The following is a 21,615-nucleotide window of genomic DNA, read 5'->3' on the forward strand; positions in this document are numbered from 1 at the left end:
GCTTTGGTGCTGGGGTCGTGCGACGCGGGGTGCAACGCGGGGTGCAACGCGGGGTGCGACGCGGGGTGCGACGCGGCGCGTGATGCGGAGCGTGACGCGGTGATCTCCCCCGCTCCCCTCTTCTCCGCGGTGCGCGGCGAACAGGCCGCCGAGGTCTGGGCGCGGCTGCGCGAGCGCCACCTGCGGCGAGTCGAGGTGCTCGAGCGCGCGGTGCTGGCGCTCATGGACGGTGAGCTCGACGAGGAGCTGCGCGAGCTGGCCGAGTCCGAGGCGCACTCGCTTGCCGGGACGGTGGGGACCTTCGGGATGCGCGGCGGTTCGCGCCTGGCACGCGCGCTGGAGCAGTCGTTCTCGTCGCGGCACACGCTGGGGCGCCCGCTGGCGATGCGCCTCGCCGACCAGGTGCTCGCACTGCGCCGCGAGCTCGAGCGCCCCACCGCCCCCATCGCCGTTGCGCCTGACGGCGTCCTCCCCACCCGCGTCCTCCTGCTCGGCGACAGCGCACGCGGCGACCAGTTCGTCGCGGAGGGAATGTCGGTGGGGGTCGAGGTGGTAGCGCGTGCGCTGGCCGACACGGGAGAGGCGGTCTTGGAAGACGCCCCCGACGCCATCATCCTCGAAGCGGGCGACACGCCGGTCGAGGAGCTCGTGGCCCTGCTCGACACGATCACCGCCTGCGCCACGGCGGTCGTCCTCGTCGTCTCGCCTAACGATTCGATGGCGCTTCGCCTGGCCATCGCGCGCGCAGGGGCCACGGGACCGCTGCTCGCCGGGCAGCCCCCGTCCATGATCCTCGAGCGCGCGGTCGCCACGCTCGCCAGCCGCGAGCAGGCCACCGCCACGGTCCTCGTCGTGGACAGCGATCCGTACGCGCTGCAAGCGGCGACGCTGGTTCTGGAGCAGGCCGGGCTCCGCGTCCTGGCGCTGGCCGATCCGCAGGGCTTCTGGGAGACGCTGGAATCGGGACAGCCCGATCTCGTGGTCACGGGGGCGGCGATGGCTGGCGTGTCGGGGCTGGAGCTCTGCCGCGCGATGCGCGCCGACCCGCGCTGGCGCGAACTCCCCTTCGTGCTCATGGCCAGCGCCGACGAAGCCGCGTTCGCAAAGGAGACGTATCATGTCGGCGGCGACGACGTGGTGCGCAAGCCGGTGCAGCGCGAGGAGCTGGTGCCGCGCGTGCAGAATCGCCTGCGCCGCGCCCGCCAGCAGCGCCGCCCTAACGAGGCCGACGCCGTCACCGGGCTCCCCGGCCGCCGCAAGGCCGAGCGCGACATCGACCGCTTCATCCAGATCGCCCGGCGCCACCGGCACGAGGTCACGCTCATCACCATGCGCCTCGACGGCTACGCCCAGGCCGTGCAGCGCGTGGGGCAGTCGGCGGTGGATGCCGCGTCGCTCGCCTTCAGCCAGGTGCTGCAGCAGTCGTTCCGCGCCGAGGACGTGGTGTCGCAGTGGGGGCCGAACGAGTTCGTCATCGGGCTCTTCGACGCCAACGGTGCCAACGCCGCCACGCGCGTGCGCGAGATCATGGCCGCCATGCGCTCACGCCGCTTCTCGGCACCGTCAGGCGCAGCGTTCGGATTCACCTGCAGCGCCGGCCTCGCCACCTTTCCCGACGACGCCGCCGACGTGCGCACCCTGCACGAAGCCGCCGACGCCGCGCTCATGGTGTCGAGCGGGGCCTCCGGCGAGGAGACGCTGGGGATCGCCAGCGCCCCGCACACCCGTGCCACCGGACGCGTCGACGTCCTGCTCGTCGAGGACGACGCCGCCGTCGCCTCGCTCCTCGTGCACGCCCTGCAGAGCCGCCAGTACGAGGTGCGGTGGCTGCGGAGCGGGCAGGAAGCCGCGTCGGCCTTGTTAGGCGAGCGCCCCGAGATCCGCGCCCGCCTCATCCTCATGGAGGTCAACCTCCCCGAGCTCGACGGGCTCGCCCTCCTGCGGTCGCTCGCCGAGCGCGACGTGCTGCGCCACACGCGCGTGATCATGCTCAGCTCGCGCAGCACCGAGGCCGAGACGGTCCAGGCCTTCGAGCTGGGGGCCTTCGACTACGTCCCCAAGCCGTTCAGCGTCCCCGTCCTCGCCGAGCGCATTCGGCGAGCGATGCGCACGTGAGGCGCCGATGAGGGAATCGCTCCTCTACCAGGTCTCGTATTATCTGGTCTACCTCGAGCTCACGCTCACCATCGTCTTCACCGTCGCCCTGGCCATCAGCGCCGGGCTGGCGCGCTGGCGGCGGGCGCGGCACGAGGCGCGCAGCCACTCCGGGCGTGAGGTGCTGGCACGCGCCATCGCCGAAGGGACCGACGACCACGCCGGAATTGCGACCTTCGCCCGGCTCCCATGGACGGTGCAGCAGGAGCTGGTGCACGAATTCGGGGAGGCGCTCACGGGCAGCGGGCGCGAGCGCCTGCGGCACCTCGGCGAGCTCGCGGGAATCACGCGACGCGCCGAAACGATGTGCGGGAGTCCGTGGTGGTGGAATCGCCTCGCCGGTGCACGCGTGCTCACCGCGCTCGATCACGACACGCCGGCCATGCGCGCGCTGCTGCGCGACCGCAGCGCCCACGTGCGCGCGCAGGCCTTCGTGTGGGCCGCCGGCCGCGTGGACGAAGCGGTGATCGACGAACTCGTCTCGCGCCTGGCCGACCCCGAGCGGCTCTGCCGCTTCACCGTGCAGGACTCGCTGCTGCGATTGGGGCGACCGGCCGCGCGCGCGGTGCGACGCTTCCTCTCCGATCCTCATCGTCCGGGGCTGATCGATGCCCTGTCCGTCGCCCGCGGACTGGGGCAGCCGGAGCTGCTCGACCCCGCGCTCGCCCTCGCCCAGCACCCCAACGACGAGGTGCGCGCGCGCGCGTCTGCCGTCCTCGGCGTGCTGGGTGGTGAGAAGGCCGTCGAGGCGCTGACCGCACGGCTGGACGACACGGCGCCGCAAGTGCGCGCCGCCGCCGCCCGCGCGTTAGGCGAGCTGGGGGCCTGGACCACCTGCTCGGCGCTCCTGCGGTTGTTGGGCGACACGAGCTGGCCAGTGCGACGCGAGAGCGCGCTCGCGCTGCGGCGCATGGGCGGGGCCGGGTTGCTGACGTTGCGGCGCGCCCTCAATGCCACGAACCCCTTTGCCGCCGACATGGCGCGGCAGGTGCTCGACCTTCCGGAGAGTGTCTACCTGCAGGTGACGGCGTGAACGTCGCGACCGTGGTCTCGGTGCTGGCGTCGGCGCTCGCGGGGCTCGACTTCGCGATCCTTCTGTACTTCATCGCCATCAACACGGCGTACATCACGCTGGTCACCTGCGCCACGTGGGAGCTGGTGCTCCACGTCCTGCGCATCCGGGGCGAGAGCCGGTCGCGCATCATGGGGTCGGCGGTGACGCCGAGCATCAGCATCCTCGCCCCGGCCTACAACGAAGAAGCGACGATCGCCGAGAGCGTGACCGCGCTCCTGGCGCTGCACTACGCCAACGTGGAGCTGGTCGTCATCAACGATGGCTCGCCCGACACCACGCTCGACGTGCTCAAGGGGCGCTTCGACCTGGTGCCGATCCACACCATCGTGTGGAAGCGCATCGACACCAAGCCGGTGCGCGGGCTGTATCGCTCGCGCTCGCACCCCAACCTGCTGGTGGTGGACAAGGTGAATGGCGGCAAGGCCGACGCGCTCAACGTCGGGCTCAATCTGGCCACCGGCGACCTGGTCTGCGTCATCGACGCCGATACCATCGTCGACGCCGACGCGCTGCAGCGGCTGGCGCGCCCGTTCCTGAGCCACCACGACGTGCTGGCAGCTGGCGGGACCATCCGCATCGCCAACGGTTCGACCATCGCCACCGGGCGCGTGACCGAACCGCGAGCCCCGCGCACCTTCGTGGCCGGCGTGCAGGTGGTCGAGTATTTCCGCGCCTTCATGTTCGGCCGCCTGGGGTGGAACCAGATCGGCGGCAACCTGATCATCTCGGGTGCGTTCGGGCTCTTCCGGCGCGACGCCGTGATTGCGGCTGGCGGCTACACCCACGACACCGTGGGCGAGGACATGGAACTCGTCCTCAAGCTCCGGCGCCAGGCGTACGAGGCCAAGCGCCCGCACCGCGTGCTCTTCGTGCCGGACGCCGTCGCCTGGACCGAGTGCCCCGAGTCGCTGCGCGTGCTGGGGCGGCAGCGCGATCGCTGGCACCGCGGGCTCTCCGACGTGCTCTGGCGACACCGGACGATGTGCTTCAACCCGCGCTACGGCGTCGTCGGGCTCTGGTGCTACCCGTACTTCGTCTTCGTCGAACTGCTCGCCCCCGTCGTCGAGCTGCTCGGCTGGATCGGGCTCGCGCTGGGCGTCGCGCTCGGGCTCCTCAACGCGTCGTTCGCCGTGCTCTTCTTCCTCATGGCGTATGGCATTGGCGCGGTGCTGAGCATGTACGCGCTGTTGCTCGAGGAGTGGAGCTTTCCGCGCTACACGCACTTCTCTGATCGTGTGCGGCTGGTCTGGTACCTGGTGCTGGAGTCGTTCGGGTACCGGCAGCTCACCGTCATCTGGCGCCTGCGCGGGCTGTGGAAGTTCCTGCGCGGGCGCACCGACTGGGGGCGTATGGAGCGGCGTGGCTTTGCCAAGGTGCCGGCGGTTGCGGCGGGCGCCCCTGCCGCCGCTGGTACCGCCGCCGCTGCCAGCGGCGACACCAACCCTCGACAGACCTCGGCGGTCGCCTGAGGCCCTCATCATGACGCACATGTCCCCATCCGCTCGCTTCGGCGCCCTCGCGCTCTCGCTGCTGCTCCCTCGTGTCGCCGTCGTCGCGCAGGGGGCGTCGACCCGCATCGCCACCGTCGAGGTCCGGGCCGGCCGCGACGCGCTGAGCGAGGGGATCTCCCCATGGCAGGATCAGGGGGTCACGCTCGGGCTGCGCGCCTCGACGCGCACCGGGGTGTCGGTGACCGCCGAGCGCATGGAGCGCTTCGGGTTGGATGACCAGCGCCTGCAAGGGGAGCTGTCCTTCGCGTTAGGCAGGCGCCTCACGCTCGGGCTCGAGGGCGAGGTCAGCACCACGCACCAGGTCGTGGCGAAGGATGGCGGGGCGGCGCAGCTGCACCTGTCGCTCCCCGGCGGCTGGGGGGTGACGGCGCGCGGCAGCATGCGACGTTACACCGCGGTGGAGGTGCAGGGGGCGTCGTTCTCGCTGGAGCGGTACTGGGGGAACTTCCTCGCGTCGTACAGCGCGGCGCCGGTGCGCCTGGCCGATGCGCCGGTCGTGACTACCCACAGCGCGCGCCTCAGTCGCTTCTTTGGCGCACGGGGGTCGGTCACCGTGATGGGGGCGTCGGGCAAGGAGGTCGAGGCGCTGGCAGCGGCCGGGCCGCTCGTGGCGGCGGTACGCGCGGCGGGGGCGTGGGGGGTGATTCCTGTGGCGCCGCACCTGGCGCTCACGTGGGGGGCCGATGTCACGCGCTACGAGGGGCTGTTCACCCGGCGGCACGTGTCGCTCGGGGCGCGGGTGTCGTCGCGGTGACCGGTCGACTGACCGTCAGTTGCATCGACGCGCGGTGACCGCGTCCTCAACGCCATCGCCCCACTGAGCGCCGGTGGGCGGCGCGTCGTCGACCACGGGCGAGTCGACGTCTATTCCAGCCAGACCTCGACCTTCCGGTTGGGTTCGTCGAGCGAGAAGATCGGTCGCGGGTAGAGCTCTCCTTGCTCCTGCAGGTCGACCATGATCGCGTCGACGGGGATGTCTTCGGCACGGACTTTCTCGACCACGTCGTCGGGCATCAGCTCGATGAGCCAGCGCGCGCTCTGGGCCGGGAGGGCGACGCTCACGCGTTCTTCGCCGTCGCGCGTGACGCGGACCATGAGATTCTTGGCGGGTTCGCCCGGGGCGGCGGGTTTGGAGCCGAAGAGTCCGCGAACCCAGGTGTAGGGACAGCCGGCCATGGATGCCTGCACATGAGGGGTGAAACGTGCCGATGGGTGGGGGCGTGCGAGGCCCCCACCCTGGGAGTATCGGCAGCGGCTGGGAATGCTCTCTCGTCATCGCCGAGGTCAGGCGGCTATCACCTCCGGCGTTGGAGGGGTGATTCCGATCGCAACCCATACAAGTTGTGTCCCATTCACCGTCCACCTCGCTGCGCACAGGTTGCTGCGCACGGAAGGCAGGGCACGTGCCAGTGAAGGCAGGTCCGCAAGTCATTGCAGCTGATGGACTTTGTTCAGGCGCAGTCGCCGCCCAACGTGCGGCGACGAACGGGGGCGAACTCGGGGCGGACGTTCGCGAACTGGGCGCGCCGCCGGCGATGACCCCTCGCCTATGCGGGTTGCGCGCGAGACCGATTCCAGCGAGCACACGGCGCGCCGGATCCCGCGCCAGCGCCGCTCGCCGGGCCGCGATTACACGGGCAAAGCTCGCGCTAGCACGGTGAAGCGGCACTTCTCATGTTCGGAGCTGGGCAGAGAAGGGGGGGGCCAGATCCAACGAGAGGCTGCCGCGTTGGCTCTGACCCCGGCTGTGACCCCGGCTCACCCCTGCTCACGGCACCGCTAGATTTCATCGCATGGAGCGCCGTATCGAGATCTTTCCCACTCACGCCGCCGCCGCCGCCGCGGACCGTCAGGCGTGGGCCGCCCTCTCGCCCCAGGAGCGTCTCGATCGCGCCTTGGAGCTACACGCTCGCTACCGGGAGGCCTTTGGTGAAGCTGGACAAGGACTTGCTCGAGTTACTCGCGTTGTTGCGTTCACACGGCGCTGAGTTTCTCGTGGTCGGCGGGCACGCCGTCGCGTTTCACGGGCGTCCCAGGCTCACGGAAGATCTGGACCTCTTCGTGCGACCGGACCGCGCCAACGGCATCCGCATTGTGGCGGCTTTGCGCGAGTTCGGCTTCGCTGAACTCGCCCTCGAGGCGTCGGACTTCGAGGCGGACGACCGGGTCATTCAGTTGGGGCGATCGCCCAACCGCGTGGACCTGCTGACTAGGCTCTACGGCGTCGAATTCGCCGAGGCCTGGACACGACGCGTGGCAGCATCGCTGGACGGTGAACCCGTGTGGATGATCTCCCGGGAAGACCTCATCAGGAACAAGCGCGCGACAGACCGGACCCAGGATCGAGCGGACGCCGAGTTTCTCGAGGACCAGACTTAGCACAGTGCCCACCGCTCTACGTAACGTCCCGGACGTTCGGAAGGAGCGGTGCCTGTGTGCTACGTCCCGCCCCGCGCTTCGATGGTTTGCGACTCTCGCGCCTTCGCCGCCTCCGCGTCCGCCAGCCACCCGCGCCTGAGCTGCTCCACGGGGATGCTCGACTGGTACGGCTTGATGTCGAGAATCGGCGACCCGTCGAGCATGTCGACGCCGCGCACCCTGAGCGTCGCCCCGTCACGGCCCAGCAGTTCGACCACGGTGAGCCCGATGGGATTGGGGCGCAGCGGCATGCGCGTGGCGAAGACGCCGTGTGGCTTCCCATCGGCGCGCGCGCGACATGAGCTCGTACCCACTGATGCGATCAAAGACCCAGATCACATAGAGATGCGAGAAGCCCTCGATGTCGGTGAGCCCTGCCTCCAGCTCGGGGCGCAGGACGAGCGCCCCCTCGGTCGAGTGCTTTGCGCCAAGCCCCTTCGGCACCTGGTCCATGGTGACAAAGGGGCTGCGCACGACCCCGATGGGATCGAAGGTGATCATAAGGGTGCCGTGTGCCGTTAGGCGTGCGCGGGGCGCGTCACGCCTCCTCGTTCGTCGCCTTGTTCTGCCACCCCGCCAGCTGCTTCCCCACCGGCAGCTCGCGCACGCGCACGCCCGTCGCCGCAAAGATCGCGTTGGCCAGCGCCCCGCCCGCAGGCGGCACCCCCGGCTCACCGATGCCCCCCGGAAGCCCCTCGCTCTCGACGAGGTGCACATCGACCACTCGCGGCGCTGCGCGCATGCGCGTGACCTGGTAGTCGCGGAAGTTGGACTGCACCACCTTCCCTCGGCAAACGAGATCTCGCTGTACAGCGTGTTGCTCATCGCCATGATCAGCGCCCCTCCATCTGTGACCGGGCACGATCGGGGTTGGCGACATACCCGGCGTCGACCGCGACGGTCGTCTTGGGCACCAGCACGGTCCCGTCAGGCAGCACCTCGACCTCCACCACCATCGCCACGTACGACAAGAAGCTGCGATGGACGGCGATGCCACGCCCCTTGCCGCGCGGGAGCTTGCCTCCCTTCCACCCGCTCTTGTCCATCGCCAGCTGCACGACCTGGCGCGCGCGCGCACTGTCGAGCGGATGGTCGGTCCAGGTGGCGCCGTAGTTGCTGGCCGGCGCCACCAGCCCCGCCTTGGACAGGTCCACCTGCCGGTCGCCCCCGATGAGCTGCAACAGGAAGTCGCCCGAGTCCTGCTTGGCGGCGTGCGCCAATTCATCGACAAACGACCCGATGGCGAAGCCGTGATGGATCGCGTTCACGCTGCGATACCAGCCGATGCGTGCCATGGCCACCGCGGGGCACGCCTCGACGCTCATGTTGGGGATGTCGAAGGGGATGTCACTCGCCCCGTTGGTCAGCTCATCGGCGCTGGGCCCGGGGACGTTGGGCGCAAAGACCGAGGCGATGGCCGGGTACGCCGAGCGGTGCAGCCAGGCGCTGACCTTGCCACTGGCATCGAGCGCCGCCTCCAGGCGATGCGCGGCAACGCTGTGATAGTACGAGTGCTGCAGGTCGTCCTCGCGCGTCCACTGCACGCGCACCGGGGCGCCGACGGCGCGCGCCAGGAAGGCCGCCTCACAGATGAAGTCGGGCTTGCTCTTTCGTCCGAAGCCGCCGCCTAACAACGTCACGTGCACGGTCACGTTGGCCAGGTCGACCTTGAGGAACTCGGCGATCGCCTTGCGCGCATCCATGGGCGACTGCGTGCAGGCCCAGGCCTCGACCTTCCCCCCGTCAACCCTGGCAATCGCCGCCACCGGCTCCATCTGGGCGTGCGAGAGGTGCGGCACGTAGTACTCGGCCGCGAGCTTGCGGCTGGCGGAGGCGAGCGCAGCGGCCGCGTTGCCGTTGGTGCGCCCGGCATCGCCGGGCTTCCGCACCGACGCCTCGAGCGTCGCCTTGTACGTCGTGCTGTCGTAGGCGGCGTTGGCGCCGTGGTCCCAGGTGACCTTGAGCGCCTCGCGCCCCTTGATGGCGGCCCACGTGTTCTTGGCGATCACCGCCACGCCGCCTAACGGCATGTACGCCCCGGGGATCGGCGTCTCGGGGATGCGGACGACCTTCTCGACCCCGGGCACCTTGAGCGCGGCGCTGTCGTCCACGCTCGAGACCTTCCCTCCCCACACCGGCGGGCGGGCGATCACGGCGACCTTCATTCCCGGGAGGATCACATCGGCGCCGTACACCGCCTTCCCCGTCGTCATGGGGACGAGGTCGATCGACGGCATCTGCTTCCCCTGCCACCGGCGCTCGGTCGGCTTCTTGATCCGGACGCGCTCCTTGGCCGGCATCGGGAGGGCACGCGCAGTGGCCACCAGGGCGCCAAAGGGCTTGGTGCGCCCGCTCGCCGAGTGCACCACCACCCCGTTCTTCGCCTGCACCTCGCTCGCGCTCACCCCCCACTCCTTGGCGGCGGCGTCCTCGAGCAGGGCGCGCACGCTCGACCCCGCCTCGCGGTACTTCACCAGGAAGTCGCGGATCGACGTCGAGCCGTCGGTGTTCTGGCTCCCGTACTTGGGCTCATCGCCTAACGCCTGCTCCACTCGGCATTTTGCCCAGTCGGCCTCCATCTCGTCGGCGATGATCATCGGCATCGTCGTGCGAATCCCCTGCCCCATCTCCGAACGATGGCAGACGATGGTGATGATCCCGTCCTCGGCCAATCGGATGTACGCGTGCGCCTCCCACGGCTCGGCGGCGCTCGTGCCGGCCAGCACACGCTCGGCGGCCTCCAAGCGGCGAATGCCGAAGGGGCCGGCGGCAAAGAGCAGCCCCCCCACGCCCAGGAGCTTCACCAGGTCGCGGCGGCCGGTGTCGACCGGCGATGCGTCGCCAGAGGCAACGGACGCCGCCGAGTCACGGGACGCGTCCATCGCCGGCGCCTGCTCCTCGCTGGCGCGCTCCGCGGGCGAGGGTTCCGACGCCGACATCCACGGCAGGTAGTCGCGCGCGCTCATGACCGCTTCTCCGCGGCCGCCTTGATGGCCGCCCGAATGCGTGGATAGGTGCCGCAGCGGCAGATGTGCCCGTTCATCGCCGCATCGATGTCGGCGTCCGAGGGATTCGGATTGCCCTTGAGCAGGTTCACGGCCTGCATGATCTGCCCGCTCTGGCAGAAGCCACACTGCGGCACGTCGATCTCGCGCCACGCCACCTGCACCGGGTGCTCACCCGCCGGGTGCAACCCCTCGATGGTGGTGACGTCGGCGCCGCCCAGCGACTGCATGCGCCGCTGGCAGGCGCGCGCGGGGCCCCGTTGACGTGCACCGTGCAGGCGCCGCACTGGGCGATGCCGCAACCGAACTTGGTCCCGGTGAGCTGCAACTCGTCCCGAAGGAACCAGAGCAGCGGCATGGTGGGATCGCCGTCGAACGTACGGCGGGTGCCGTTGACGGTGAGCGTGATGGGGGCGGTACTCATGGAGACTCCCGATGAAGTCGCGACGTGCGGCCAGAGGATGCAGACAGAATGGCCTCCGGAATCGATCGACGCGAGGGGGGCGACCGCGCCCCCACGCGCCCCCACGCGCCCCGGTTCGAGGGACGACGTCGCGTCGGACGGTGCCCCCTAGCTCAACAGCAGCTCCAGCTCCTCCCGCCCGAGGCTCGCCACCACCGAGTTATCCGCCCGGATGATCGCGTCGGCCAGGTCACGCTTGGATTCCTGCAGCGCCAGCACCTTTTCTTCCACCGTGTCGCGCGCAATCAACCGCTGCGCGAACACGCGCCGCGTCTGCCCGATGCGGTGCGCCCGGTCGATGGCCTGCGCCTCGACCGCCGGATTCCACCACGGATCCAGCAGATAGACGTACTCGGCCGCCGTGAGGTTGAGCCCCACGCCGCCGGCCTTGAGCGAGACGAGGAAGACCTTGCACTCCGGGTCCTCCTGGAACTCGGTCACCACCTGCTGCCGATCCTTGGTGTCGCCGTCGAGGTAGGCGTAGCGCACGCCCTGCGCGTCCATTTGCGCCCGCACAATGGCAAGCAGCGACGTGAACTGCGAGAAGACGAGCACCTTGTGGTCCTCGGCGGTCGCCTCGGCCACGCGGGTGAGCAGCATGTCGATCTTGCTGCTGGAGTCGTCGCGGCGCGACGGGTCGACCAGCCCCGGGTGACAGGCGGCCTGCCGCAGGCGCAACAACGCCTCCAGCACGTGCATCTTGCTGCGCGCCATCCCCTGCGCATCGATGCGCCCCAACAACGAATTGCGGTAATGGTCGCGCAGCTCGTTGTAGAGCGCGCGCTCCTTGGGCGACAGGTCGACGACGAGCGTCTGCTCCAGGCGCTCGGGGAGCTCGGGGGCCACCTGCCCCTTCGTGCGTCGCAGGATGTACGGGCGTACGGCGCGCGCCAGCAACGTGCGCGCCTCCTCCCGCTCCTCGGTGTTCCCCGGCGAGTCGAGACGGCGAATGAGCGAGCCGAAGACCGAGGCCTTGCCCAGCATCCCCGGGTTGAGGAACTCGAGCAGCGACCAGAGCTCGGCGAGCCGGTTCTCGATGGGGGTACCGGTCATCGCCAGGCGATGGCGCGCACGAATCAGCCGCGCCGCCTTGGCCCCTTCGGTCCCCGCGTTCTTGATGGCCTGCGCCTCGTCGAGGATGGCGTAGTCGAACTCCATCTCGCGCAGCATCGCCACGTCGCGGCGCAGCGTGCCGTACGTCGTGATGACGAGGTCGTACTCCTCCAGGTGCGCGGTGCTGCGCTTGCGATCGGGGCCACCGTGCACGAGGATGCGCAACTGCGGCGTGAAGCGCTTGGCCTCCTGCTCCCAGTTGAAGACCAGCGAGCGCGGGACGACCACGATCGACGTCCCCCCGTGCTCTTCGCGCCGCCGTTCGAGGAGCGCCAGCACCTGCACCGTCTTGCCGAGCCCCATGTCGTCGGCCAGGCAGCCACCAAAGCCGAAGTCGCGCAGGAAGTAGAGCCAGCCCAGCCCCTCCTTCTGGTACGGGCGCAGCGTCCCCACGAAGCCGTCGGGGGCTTCGGCGGGGTGGACCCCTTCAAAGCGCAGCAACTGTTGCCGGGCATGCTCGAAGGCCGAATCGGTATCGGCCGGCGGCAGGGCGCTGAGCAGGACGTCGAGGACGCCGAGCTGCTTTGCCGAGAAGCGCAGGTTGCCGCCGACCATGGTGCCGGCAGCCGCAAGGAAGCCCGACTTCTCGAGCCACTCGCCGCTGAGCATGCCGAGCGAGTCGTCGCTCAGCTTCACAGTGCGATCGCCGCGCCGTAACGCGGCGAGCAGTTCGGGGAGCGTGGCGCTCACGCCGCCACCGAAATCGAGGGAGGCGCCCAGGTCGAACCAGTCGATCCCCGACGTCACCGAGACGGAGAGGTCGCCGGCGGTGCGCAGGAGGTGCCCGTCGAACTCGACGAACCACCCTTCCATCGTGAGTTCGAAGGCGATGTCCTCGCCGCGCGTCTCGCTCAGGCGGCGCGTGTAGCGGGCACTCCCGTAGTCGTACTCCCAGCGGAACCCCGCCTTCTCCAGGCGGCGTGCGAAGGTCTCCTCGGCGCCGCGGTTGCGCCTGACGATGCGCCGCTCCTCCCCCTGGAACAGGGCCGCCGAGGCGGCGTCCTCGGCCACGACCACGCCGTCGTAGTCGAACGAGAGGAGCCCCTCGAACTTGGCGGGGCTCCACGGGGTGCGTGGCACGACGCGGAGCGCCAGGCGCGGCAGCGGGGCCCCTTCGTGCGTCGACAGCTGCAACTCCGGCGGGAGTTCGAGCGGCGGGAGGTGCGGCAGGGCGTGCAATTCCGCCACCAGCTCCTCGGCCTCGGGGGTAGGGACCTCGACCTTCGTTTCGCCGCGCAGCGCCGGGACCAGGTCGAAGGCGCCGTGGTCGATCCAGCGCGACGCCTGGCCGCGCGCGATGAGGAGCGACTCGCGCATGAAGAGCAGGGGCTCGCCCAGCGGCATGATTTCCTCGCCGCGCGCCAGGTGTCCCTCGAGGCGGTATCCGCGCGCGCGCGCCACGGCGACGTCGCGCACGAGATCGCGTTCGCTCGCGGGTTCGCTCGCGGGTTCGCTCGGGGCCTGATGCTCGGCCGCGCGCGCCGTCCCGATCTCCTCCTCACCCTCGGCCGTCGCCTCGACGCTCCCCTCCGCCACCTCGGGCGGTGGCGCCATCGGGACCACCGCCAGCCGCAACTCCCACGGATCGTTGTCGTCCCACGTGAGCGGGATGAGGTCCTCGGCGCGCGGCGTGGGGCGAAGGTAGGCGCGGCCCGAATCGCACATGCGCCGAAGCGTGGTCTCGATGGCGGCCGCCGAGAGGAGGAAACGACGCGTGCTGCTCCCCGGGGCGTAGTGCCCGAACTCGGGCTGCGCCCCCAGAAGCATCTGCGCCACTTCGCGATCGACCAGCTCGGGAGCCGACAGCCACTGCGAACGCGTGAGGCGGAACTGGCGCGGCGCTCCCCATTCCCCGTTCTTCTGCAGCGCCTGCATCCCGAGTTCGACGAGCAGCCCTTCCTGCCGCTCGAAGGTCAGCGGGATATCGACGATGTAGATGATGCGCTTCCCCTCGGGGTAGGCGCTCGTCTCGCGCTTCTGCGCATCGGTACCGGGGGCCATGAGCGGCGCCAGCGAGCGCAGTTGCTGCACCCATGGGCGCGGGTCGGCCGGACGCGGCGGGCGGAGCGCCGGATGGTCGATGGGCTCGGGGACACGCAGCGCGGCCTCGCGCATGCGCGCTTCCTCGGCTTCGCGCGCCGCTTCGCGCTCGATCTCGCGTCGACGTTCGGCCTCGCGTTCTTCGGCCTCTCGCGCCGCGCGCGCTTCGGCGTGGTACGACTCGTCCGGCGTGTGCGGGAGGACGCCGGCGCGATCGCAGGTCACGAGCGCGGCCCAGAGGTGTTCGCAGTTCCCGTACTCCTGCGCGTACGAGCAGCCGCAATGCATCTCGAGCCGACTACCGGGGATGGCGCGGATCTCGACGCGAATGGGGACGGCCCCCTGCACGGTGGCCCGGACCACGGCCGGATCGGCGTGGTCGATGAGCACCTGATCGCCCCGCACGTAGGCATCGCCACGGGCGCGGAGCGGGGGGGAGAACGTAACGGCGACTTTTTTCGGGATCGGCACAGGGGCGGCGCGAGGGGAACCTGTAAAGCTACCGACGTCATGGGGCAAACGGGACACGTCGCGAGGGCCGATTTCGACAAAGCCCGTCCAAAGTGCCCCGAAATCCCGAATTGCCCCGCGAGCTCCGGTCCGATCTGGTGGTACTGCCGATGTCGGCACTCATGGGGCCCTGCGGTTCACTCAAACCAGCCGCTTACGCTTCGTCCCAGCCGACTGGCACATCTCCCCCCTCCCTCCCGTACGTTGTGCACTTGCCCCCCTCCCCCGCCCTGGGGGAGGAGGTGGCCGTAGCCAACGAATGACCCGTCGCACCCCGCACATGACCTCACGACGTGACTTCCTGAAAACCGGCGGCGTGGCGGCCGGCGCGGTCGCGCTCTCGGGAGCGCTCCGCACCGCCGAAGCGGCCGTCCCGCGCGTCCGCCACGTGGCGACCGCCCCGGAGATGGACGCCTCGGTGAAGGCGCTCCTCATGGAGGCGCTCAACGCCGCCAAGCTCGCCGGCGCCGGCTATGCCGATGCACGCATCGGGCGCTACCTGCAGAACTTCGTGGTGACGCGCGAGCAGCAGATCATCAACGTGGTCGACACCGACTCGATCGGGATTGGCATCCGCGCCCTGGTGGACGGCACGTGGGGCTTTGCCGCCTCGCGCGACCTCACCACGGGCGGGGTCGCGGCCGCCGCCCGGGAGGCCGTGGCCATCGCCAAGGCCAATCGCGTGGCGCGCGACCGGATGATCACGCTGGCACCGGCGCCCGCGGTGCCTAACGCCAGCTGGAAGAACGCCTACGAGATCGATCCGTGGACGATCCCGGTCGAGGAGAAGGCCGACCTGCTGATCAAGAGCAACGGGGCGGGGATGAAGGCGGCCAACGTGAAGTACGTCTTCAGCGCCCTCTTCTTCCGCAAACAGGAGCGCAACTACGCCAACACCGACGGCTCGGTGATCGCGCAGACCATCGTGCAGAGCGCGATCCAGCAGCAGTTCACGGCGGTGAGCCCGGATTTCTCCGACTTCCAGAACCGCGGCAACACCATGCCACCGGTGGGTCGCGGCTGGGAGTGGGTGCTGCAACAGAACCTCGTCCAGAACGCCACCAAGTGGGGCGAAGAGGCGAGCCAGAAGCTCAAGGCCAAGCCGGTCGACGTGGGACGCTACGACCTCGTGCTGCACCCGTCGCACTTGTGGCTGACGATCCACGAATCGATCGCCCATCCCACGGAGCTCGATCGGGCGATGGGGTACGAGGCCAACTACGCCGGCACGTCGTTCGTCGCACCGCCGCAGGACTTCCTCGGGAAGTTCAAGTACGGCCCCGAGTTCATGAACATCCAGGGCGACCGTTCGCAGCCGGGGGCGCTGGCCACCGTGGGTTACGACGACGAAGGGGTCGCGCCTGACGAGTTCCTGATCATCAAGAACGGGAAAGTCAACGACTACCAGACCACGCGCGAGCAGGCGAGCTGGCTCGACGCGTGGTACACGTCGCAGGGAAAGCCCACGCGCTCGCACGGCTGCTCGTATGCCGACAACTGGAGCTCGGTGCAGTTCCAGCGCATGCCGAACGTGTCGCTGTTGCCGGGAGAGAAGGAGCAGTCGTTCGAGGACCTGATCGCCGCCACCGACAAGGGGATCGCGATCGTGGGCGACGGCTCGTTCTCAATCGACCAGCAGCGCTACAACGCGCAGTTTGGGGGGCAGCTCTTCTATGAGATCAAGGGCGGGAAGATCGTCGGGATGCTCAAGGACGTGGCCTACCAGATGCGCACCCCCGACTTCTGGAATGCGATGGACATGATCGGCGGGAAGAAGAGCTACGAGGTGTGGGGATCGTTCTTTGACGGGAAGGGGCAACCGGGACAGGTGAATGCCGTGAGTCACGGCTCCGTCCCCGCGCGCTTCCGCAACGTCAACGTCATCAACACCGGCCGGAAGGCCTGATCCCCAACCCGGCACTTCATCATGCGACGCAACAATTTCAGCGAAGTGGTCACCGCGCCGGCCCGCCTGTACGACCGCGACGGGACCGTACGATGCCGCGAACGAGGCGATCATGGATCGGAGCGACGCGCAGGCGCTCATCGAGCGCATCAAGAAGTTCTCCAAGGCCGAAGCCGTGGAGGTGCAGATCTTTGGCGGCAACGTGACCAACGTCCGCTTTGCCGACAACCAGATGTCGACCGCCGGTGGCGTGAGCGACTTCCAGGTCGGCGTGCAGAGCTACTTCGGCGCCAAGCACGCCATCGTCACCTCCAACGAGGTGACCGACGAGGCGCTCAAGGCGATGGTCGAGAAGTCGGAGAAGCTCGCGCGGCTTGCGCCTGACGACCCCGAGTCGATGCCGCAGCTCCCGCCGCAGCAGTACCAGCCGGTGGAGGCCTACTTCCCCTCCGTGGCCAACATGAGCGCCGAGGAGCGGGCGAAGATCGCGCTCACGGCGCTGGAGCCATGCCGCGCCGCCGGTGACCTCACCGCCGCCGGCTACCTGGAGAACCGGACCGCCTTCAACGCCTACGGTACCAGCACCGGACTCTTTGCCTATCATCGCGGGACGAGCAGCAACTACACGATCACGGCGCGCACCAAGGATGGCACCGGCTCGGGGTGGGCCGGGGCCGAGCATAACGACGCGCGTATGGTGGACTACGCGGGGGTGAGCCGCCGCGCCATCGAGAAGGCGCGCGCCTCGCGCACCCCGGTGGCGGTGGAGCCGGGGCGCTACACGGTGATCATGGAGCCGCAGGCCGTGGGCGACCTGTGCCAGCTCATCGCCTTCTACGCCGACGCCCGTGCCACCGACGAAGGGCGCTCGCCATTCGTGAAGCAGGGGGGCGGGACCAAGGTCGGCGAGAAGATCCTCGACGAGCGCATCAGCATGTACGCCGACCCGTTCGACCCGATGGTGCGCGCCCAGCCGTATGACGGCGACGGGCTCCCGTTAGGCCGGCAGGAGTTCATCAAGGACGGCGTTCTCAAGACGCTGTACTACTCGCGCTTCTGGGCCAAGAAGAAGGGGGTGCAACCGACCGGGGCGCCTACTTCCTTCCTGATGAGCGGCGGTACGTCGAGCGTGGAGGACATGATCAAGGCCACGCCGCGCGGGATTCTCGTCACGCGCCTCTGGTACCTGCGTGAGGTCGATCCGCGCACGATCCTCTACACCGGCCTCACGCGCGACGGGACCTTCCTCATCGAGAACGGGAAGATCACCAAGGCGGTGAAGAACTTCCGCTTCAACGACTCGCCGCTCTTCATGCTCAACAACTGGAGATGCTCGGGCGGCCGGAGCGATTGGCCGGGACGGAAGCGGGCGGGGCCGTGGTCGTGCCGGCGGTGAAGGTGCGGGACTTCAACTTCACGTCGCTGTCGGACGCGATCTGAGAACCGTACGCAGCGGGTGAGTACGACGGCGAGGGGAGCGCACGACACCCCTCGCCGTCGTGCGTTTGGCGAAGGGAGCGGGAAATGACAAGGGTTGCGTTGCGCGTGGCGCGACGCGACTTCTAGACATCGCCTCCTGTTCACCCGCAGGGACTGCGCGTGCGCCCTTCGTTTCTCGACTCACCCGAAGCCGTGTACGGCCTGCTCGTGCTGGGACTGTTCATCGTCCCGCGCATCCTGCAGCGCTTTCGCCTCCCGGCCGCCATCGTGACGCTCGGACTCGGGGCGGGGGCGGGGATGGGGTTCGGCCTGTTCGGCCATGATACGACCATCCAGCTGTTCTCCACGCTCGGAATCGTCGCGCTCTTCCTGTTCGCCGGGCTCGAAGTGGACTTCCACGAGCTGCGGGACGGGGTGTGGGTGTTGGCGCAACACGTGGTCATCCAGCTGGTCCTGCTCGGGGTCGGGAGTTTCGCTTGTGCCACCGTGTTCGGGCTTCCGACGCGCCCGGCCATGCTGTATGCGCTCGCGCTCCTGACGCCCTCGACCGGTTTCATCCTCGATTCGTTGCCCAGCTTCGGGCTGGACAAGTCCGGCGAGTTCTGGGTCAAGTCGAAGGCGATCGCCACCGAGGTCGTCGCGTTGGTGATCCTGCTCATCGTGGTGCAGTCCTCGAGCGTTCGTACGCTGGGCGTCTCCGTCGCGGCGCTCTTCGCGATGGTGATGGTGCTTCCCGTCGTCTTTCGCGTCTTCGCCACCGCCATCGCCCCCTACGCGCCCGGGACGGAGTTCACCTTTCTCATCCTCGTGGCGCTCCTGTGCGCGTACATCACGCGCACGCTCGGCGTCTACTATCTCGTGGGCGCCTTCGTGGTGGGGTTGAGTGCCGTGCGCATGCGGCGCGAGATCCCCGCGCTGAGTTCCGAGAAGTTGTTAGGCGGGGTGCAGCTCTTTGCCTCGTTCTTCATTCCCTTCTACTTCTTCAAGGCCGGGCTCGGGCTCACCCGCGACACCTTTACCGTGCACTCCGTCTCGCTCGGCGTGGGGTTGGTGCTGCTGCTCGTGCCGCTCAAGACGTTCGTTGTCGCCGCGCATCGTCGGGCTTCATTGGACGAGCCATGGCCGCGCGGCGGGCGTGTTGGGCTCGCGCTGGTACCGACGCTCGTCTTCACGCTCGTCATCGGCGGGATCCTGCAGGAGCGTTATGCGCTCCCCGTCGCATTGTACGGCGCCCTGGTCGTCTTCACGATCATCAATACGATGATCCCGGGGGTGCTCCTGCACACGCCGCCGCTCGCGTTCGAGGCGCCGACCATGCCCACCGCACCCCACCTGCCCGCCTTCCAGTCCGAGCGTTCGTCGCCACCACGAGCAGGGCACGATGGGCGCGGAACATAACGACGGCGTGCACGGGCCCTCGCGGCGCCGCCGCGACGCCGGCTCTGCGTCGCGCTCCGACCTTCGCCCGGGGTTCCCGGCCGCGGCGCGCGTCAATACGTTGCGACGGTGATGCCGAGCAGCGCACGAGAGATCGCCGCCCGCTTTCCGGCAGACTTTCTGTGGGGAGTGGCAACCTCAGCTTACCAGATTGAGGGGGCGCTGGACGCCGACGGGCGTGGGCGGTCGATCTGGGAGGCATTCGCCGAGCGCGCGGGCGCCATCGAGCGTGGGGAGGACGCGTCGCTCGCGTGCGACCACTACCGACGCCGCGACGACGACCTCGAGTTGCTGCGGTCGCTTGGAGTGGGGAGCTATCGCTTCTCCATCGCCTGGCCCCGCATTCAACCCAGCGGAGCCGGCCCCGTGAATCGCGCCGGGCTCGCCTTCTACGACCGGCTGGTGGACGGGCTGCTGGAGGCCGGCATTCGCCCATTCCCGACGCTGTACCACTGGGACCTGCCGCAGGCCTTGGAAGATGCCGGCGGGTGGGCCGCGCGCGAGACCAGTGCGCGCTTTGCGGACTATGCTGGCGTGATGCTGCATGCCCTGGGCGACCGCGTGCGCGATTGGGCGCTGTTCAACGAGCCGTTCATCTTCACTTCGCGCGGCTATCTGCTCGGTCGATACGCGCCGGGACGTCAAAGCGTCGTCGACTTCCTGCGCGCGGTGCATGTCGTCACGATGGCGCACGCCGAGGGGTTTGCCGCGGCCAAGGCGTCACGCCCTGACGCGCGCGTCGGATCGGTCTTCGCCATGGCTCCCTGCGAACCGGCCACCGACTCCGAGGACGACCGCGCCGCCACGGACTACGCCGATGCGGTCTTCAATCATCTCTTCCTCGACCCGCTGTTGAAGGGATGCTATCCGCAGGCGTTCCTCGATAGTGTGCCACTACAGGCGCTGGCGATGCGCGCCGACGATGCCGATCGCATGCGCACGCCGCTCGACTTTCTCGGGGTCAACACGTACTACCGCCTGGTCGTGAGCAGCGGCGGCGACAATCGCCCCGACCTGCCGTACTTCCTCTTCGATATCCTCTCGGATGAGCGGACCACGGGTGCGCACGCCGACTTCTCGTCGTCGGTGCGCAACGTGCGGCGCATCGAGAACGCGTTCGGGCGCAGCGAAGGCAAGCGAACGGCGATGGGGTGGGAGATCTGGCCGCGCGCGTTGCACGACGTGCTGCTCTCGATCACTAGCGACTATGGGGCCATCCCGATCGAGGTGTGCGAGAGCGGCTGCGCCTTTGACGAGTCGCCCGCGAGCGATGGCGTGGTGCACGATGCAGGACGCATCACCTATCACCAGGCGCACATTCTCGCGGTCGCTGATGCGCTGCGCGCCGGGGCCAACGTGCGGAGCTACCACGCGTGGAGCCTGTACGACAATTTCGAGTGGGCGTCGGGTTATCGGCCGCGCTTTGGCCTGGTACATGTCGACTTTGCGACCCAGCGTCGCACGTGGAAGCATTCGGCCCACTGGTATCGGGAGGTGTGCCTCGCGGCGCGGGAGTCGGGGCACGTGGCCTCCCGCAACATCGCTCCCCTTCACGGGTACGGTCGGTAATGCGGTCGATTCTCCTTCTTTCCGACGTCGACGGGACGTTGCTCGATCGTGCGGGGCAGTACGCGATCGGCGCCGGTGAACTACGGGCGGCGGGCACCCGAGTGACCCTGGTTCTGGTTTCGAGCCGTACGGTGCTCGAGTTGTCGCAGAATCAGCGCGCCCTTGGCCTCCAGGGACCCGTCGTCGCCGAGAACGGCGCCGTGGTAGCGTGGCCGTGGCATGAGTCGCTGCGCACGTATGGCACACAGGAGGAGATCGACGGGTGCACCTGGTGCGTGCGGCACGTGGGGAGACCGGCTTCCGAGATTCGAGAGGCGTCGCGCAGTGCAGCACACGCCGCCGGTGTCGCGTATGTCGACCAGGCAGATGTCGAGCCGACGCTGGGGCGGCGCTGTTCGGTGCTGCTGCGCCCCGTGCCGGGGGCGAGCGATGCGTCGCTTGCGCCGCTCGCGCAGGCACTCCGTGTCAACGGATGGACGGTGGCGTCGGGTGGTGCGTGGCTCGCCGTGACGGGCGACGCCGACAAGGGGCGGGGCGTGGTGGTTCTGCAGTCGGCACTGACTGGGCTTGGCCAGCGTTATGACATCACCGCAGCGGTGGGCGACGGCGACAACGACGTTTCGCTCTTGCTGGCGGCCGACCGACGGTTCGTGATCGGCCGTGATGACGGCACATGGCACCCTTCCCTGCGTGCGCTCCCCGACGCAGAGTGCGTGCCTACCCCCGGGATCGCTGGCTGGCGCGAGGTGTTGCGCCAGCTGACCGCACTGCAGGAGGTTTGATGGCCCTCGTTCCCACGCGCCCGCGCTGGACGCTCAGCATCCTCACCATACCGCGGCGCGAGCCGTACCTGGCGCATCTGCTCGAGTCGTTAGGTGAGTCGCGCCTGCCACGCGGCACCGTCATCGACGTCGTCTACAACTGGGACACGCGCGAACGTCCGCACGACGTCGTGCGCCGGCTGCGTCGCGTGG

At 69.1% G+C, this 21,615-nt stretch carries 13 protein-coding genes and 3 pseudogenes; 11 read left to right on the forward strand and 5 right to left on the reverse strand.

From position 1 onward, the window contains the following. Nucleotides 1-99 precede the first annotated feature (99 nt). The 4 genes from IPN47_27600 to yaiO are packed head-to-tail and all read left to right on the forward strand — an operon-like array spanning nt 100 to nt 5,494. Nucleotides 100-2,115 (forward strand): response regulator, encoded by a 2,016-nt coding sequence (locus IPN47_27600; protein ID MBK9411749.1) that lies wholly within the window; start codon nt 100-102, stop codon nt 2,113-2,115. A gap of 7 nt (nt 2,116-2,122) precedes the next feature. After that, on the forward strand, nt 2,123-3,187 hold the full coding sequence (locus IPN47_27605) for a HEAT repeat domain-containing protein (protein ID MBK9411750.1): 1,065 nt from the start codon (nt 2,123-2,125) through the stop codon (nt 3,185-3,187). Nucleotides 3,188-3,207: 20 nt separating this feature from the next. Beyond that, on the forward strand, nt 3,208-4,698 hold the full coding sequence (locus tag IPN47_27610) for a glycosyltransferase family 2 protein (GenBank protein ID MBK9411751.1): 1,491 nt from the start codon (nt 3,208-3,210) through the stop codon (nt 4,696-4,698). Between the two features lie 19 nt (nt 4,699-4,717). After that, nucleotides 4,718-5,494: a YaiO family outer membrane beta-barrel protein gene (gene yaiO, locus IPN47_27615; protein MBK9411752.1), complete on the forward strand. Its 777-nt coding sequence runs from the start codon at nt 4,718-4,720 to the stop codon at nt 5,492-5,494. Nucleotides 5,495-5,604: 110 nt separating this feature from the next. On the opposite strand, the gene IPN47_27620 is transcribed toward yaiO, so the two are convergent. Next, entirely contained in the window at nt 5,605-5,916 is a 312-nt protein-coding gene (locus IPN47_27620; protein MBK9411753.1) for a hypothetical protein, read from the reverse strand. A 753-nt stretch (nt 5,917-6,669) separates the two neighbouring features. On the opposite strand from IPN47_27620, the gene IPN47_27625 reads away from it, so the two are divergent. Then, a complete protein-coding gene (locus IPN47_27625) occupies nt 6,670-7,119 on the forward strand; it encodes a nucleotidyltransferase (protein MBK9411754.1) in 450 nt (149 codons plus the stop codon). A 59-nt stretch (nt 7,120-7,178) separates the two neighbouring features. Here IPN47_27625 and IPN47_27630 read toward each other — a convergent pair whose 3' ends face one another. The 4 genes and pseudogenes from IPN47_27630 to IPN47_27645 all read right to left on the reverse strand — a co-directional run bounded on the left by IPN47_27630 (nt 7,179) and on the right by IPN47_27645 (nt 14,250). Then, nucleotides 7,179-7,472 carry an SAM-dependent methyltransferase gene (locus IPN47_27630; protein ID MBK9411755.1) on the reverse strand — a complete coding sequence of 98 codons (294 nt, stop codon included), beginning with the start codon at nt 7,470-7,472 and terminating at the stop codon, nt 7,179-7,181. Nucleotides 7,473-7,696: 224 nt separating this feature from the next. After that, nucleotides 7,697-10,040 (reverse strand): annotated as a pseudogene (locus IPN47_27635) (xanthine dehydrogenase family protein molybdopterin-binding subunit). 80 nt (nt 10,041-10,120) lie between these two features. Further along, nucleotides 10,121-10,587, reverse strand: a pseudogene (locus IPN47_27640) ((2Fe-2S)-binding protein). A gap of 147 nt (nt 10,588-10,734) precedes the next feature. Then, nucleotides 10,735-14,250 carry a DEAD/DEAH box helicase gene (locus IPN47_27645; protein MBK9411756.1) on the reverse strand — a complete coding sequence of 1,172 codons (3,516 nt, stop codon included), beginning with the start codon at nt 14,248-14,250 and terminating at the stop codon, nt 10,735-10,737. Nucleotides 14,251-14,569: 319 nt separating this feature from the next. Here IPN47_27645 and IPN47_27650 point away from each other — a divergent pair, with 319 nt between their 5' ends. The 6 genes and pseudogenes from IPN47_27650 to IPN47_27675 all read left to right on the forward strand — a co-directional run. Further along, nucleotides 14,570-16,195 (forward strand): twin-arginine translocation signal domain-containing protein, encoded by a 1,626-nt coding sequence (locus IPN47_27650; GenBank protein ID MBK9411757.1) that lies wholly within the window; start codon nt 14,570-14,572, stop codon nt 16,193-16,195. Nucleotides 16,196-16,307: 112 nt separating this feature from the next. Further along, a pseudogene (locus tag IPN47_27655) lies at nt 16,308-17,635 on the forward strand (TldD/PmbA family protein). Between the two features lie 159 nt (nt 17,636-17,794). After that, nucleotides 17,795-19,033, forward strand: coding sequence for a cation:proton antiporter (locus tag IPN47_27660; GenBank protein ID MBK9411758.1), 1,239 nt, complete (start codon nt 17,795-17,797; stop codon nt 19,031-19,033). 111 nt (nt 19,034-19,144) lie between these two features. Continuing rightward, on the forward strand, nt 19,145-20,641 hold the full coding sequence (locus tag IPN47_27665; protein ID MBK9411759.1) for a family 1 glycosylhydrolase: 1,497 nt from the start codon (nt 19,145-19,147) through the stop codon (nt 20,639-20,641). Then, nucleotides 20,641-21,423: an HAD hydrolase family protein gene (locus IPN47_27670; protein ID MBK9411760.1), complete on the forward strand. Its 783-nt coding sequence runs from the start codon at nt 20,641-20,643 to the stop codon at nt 21,421-21,423. Before IPN47_27665 ends, IPN47_27670 begins: the two co-directional genes overlap by 1 nt. Beyond that, nucleotides 21,423-21,615 (forward strand): hypothetical protein (locus IPN47_27675; GenBank protein MBK9411761.1); only part of this gene is annotated, 193 nt, incomplete at its 3' end. The genes IPN47_27670 and IPN47_27675, both read left to right, overlap by 1 nt.

It is taken from the genome of Gemmatimonadota bacterium (genome assembly GCA_016719105.1).
Taxonomy (GTDB): domain Bacteria; phylum Gemmatimonadota; class Gemmatimonadetes; order Gemmatimonadales; family Gemmatimonadaceae; genus SCN-70-22.

Excerpts from the sequence above, each read along its gene's own strand:
- IPN47_27665 (MBK9411759.1), top strand. The coding sequence starts at position 19,145 with ATGCCGAGCAGCGCACGAGAGATCGCCGCCCGCTTTCCGGCAGACTTT.
- IPN47_27605 (MBK9411750.1), top strand. The coding sequence starts at position 2,123 with ATGAGGGAATCGCTCCTCTACCAGGTCTCGTATTATCTGGTCTACCTC.
- IPN47_27670 (MBK9411760.1), top strand. The coding sequence starts at position 20,641 with ATGCGGTCGATTCTCCTTCTTTCCGACGTCGACGGGACGTTGCTCGAT.
- IPN47_27620 (MBK9411753.1), bottom strand. The coding sequence starts at position 5,916 with ATGGCCGGCTGTCCCTACACCTGGGTTCGCGGACTCTTCGGCTCCAAA.
- IPN47_27650 (MBK9411757.1), top strand. The coding sequence starts at position 14,570 with ATGACCTCACGACGTGACTTCCTGAAAACCGGCGGCGTGGCGGCCGGC.
- yaiO (MBK9411752.1), top strand. The coding sequence starts at position 4,718 with ATGTCCCCATCCGCTCGCTTCGGCGCCCTCGCGCTCTCGCTGCTGCTC.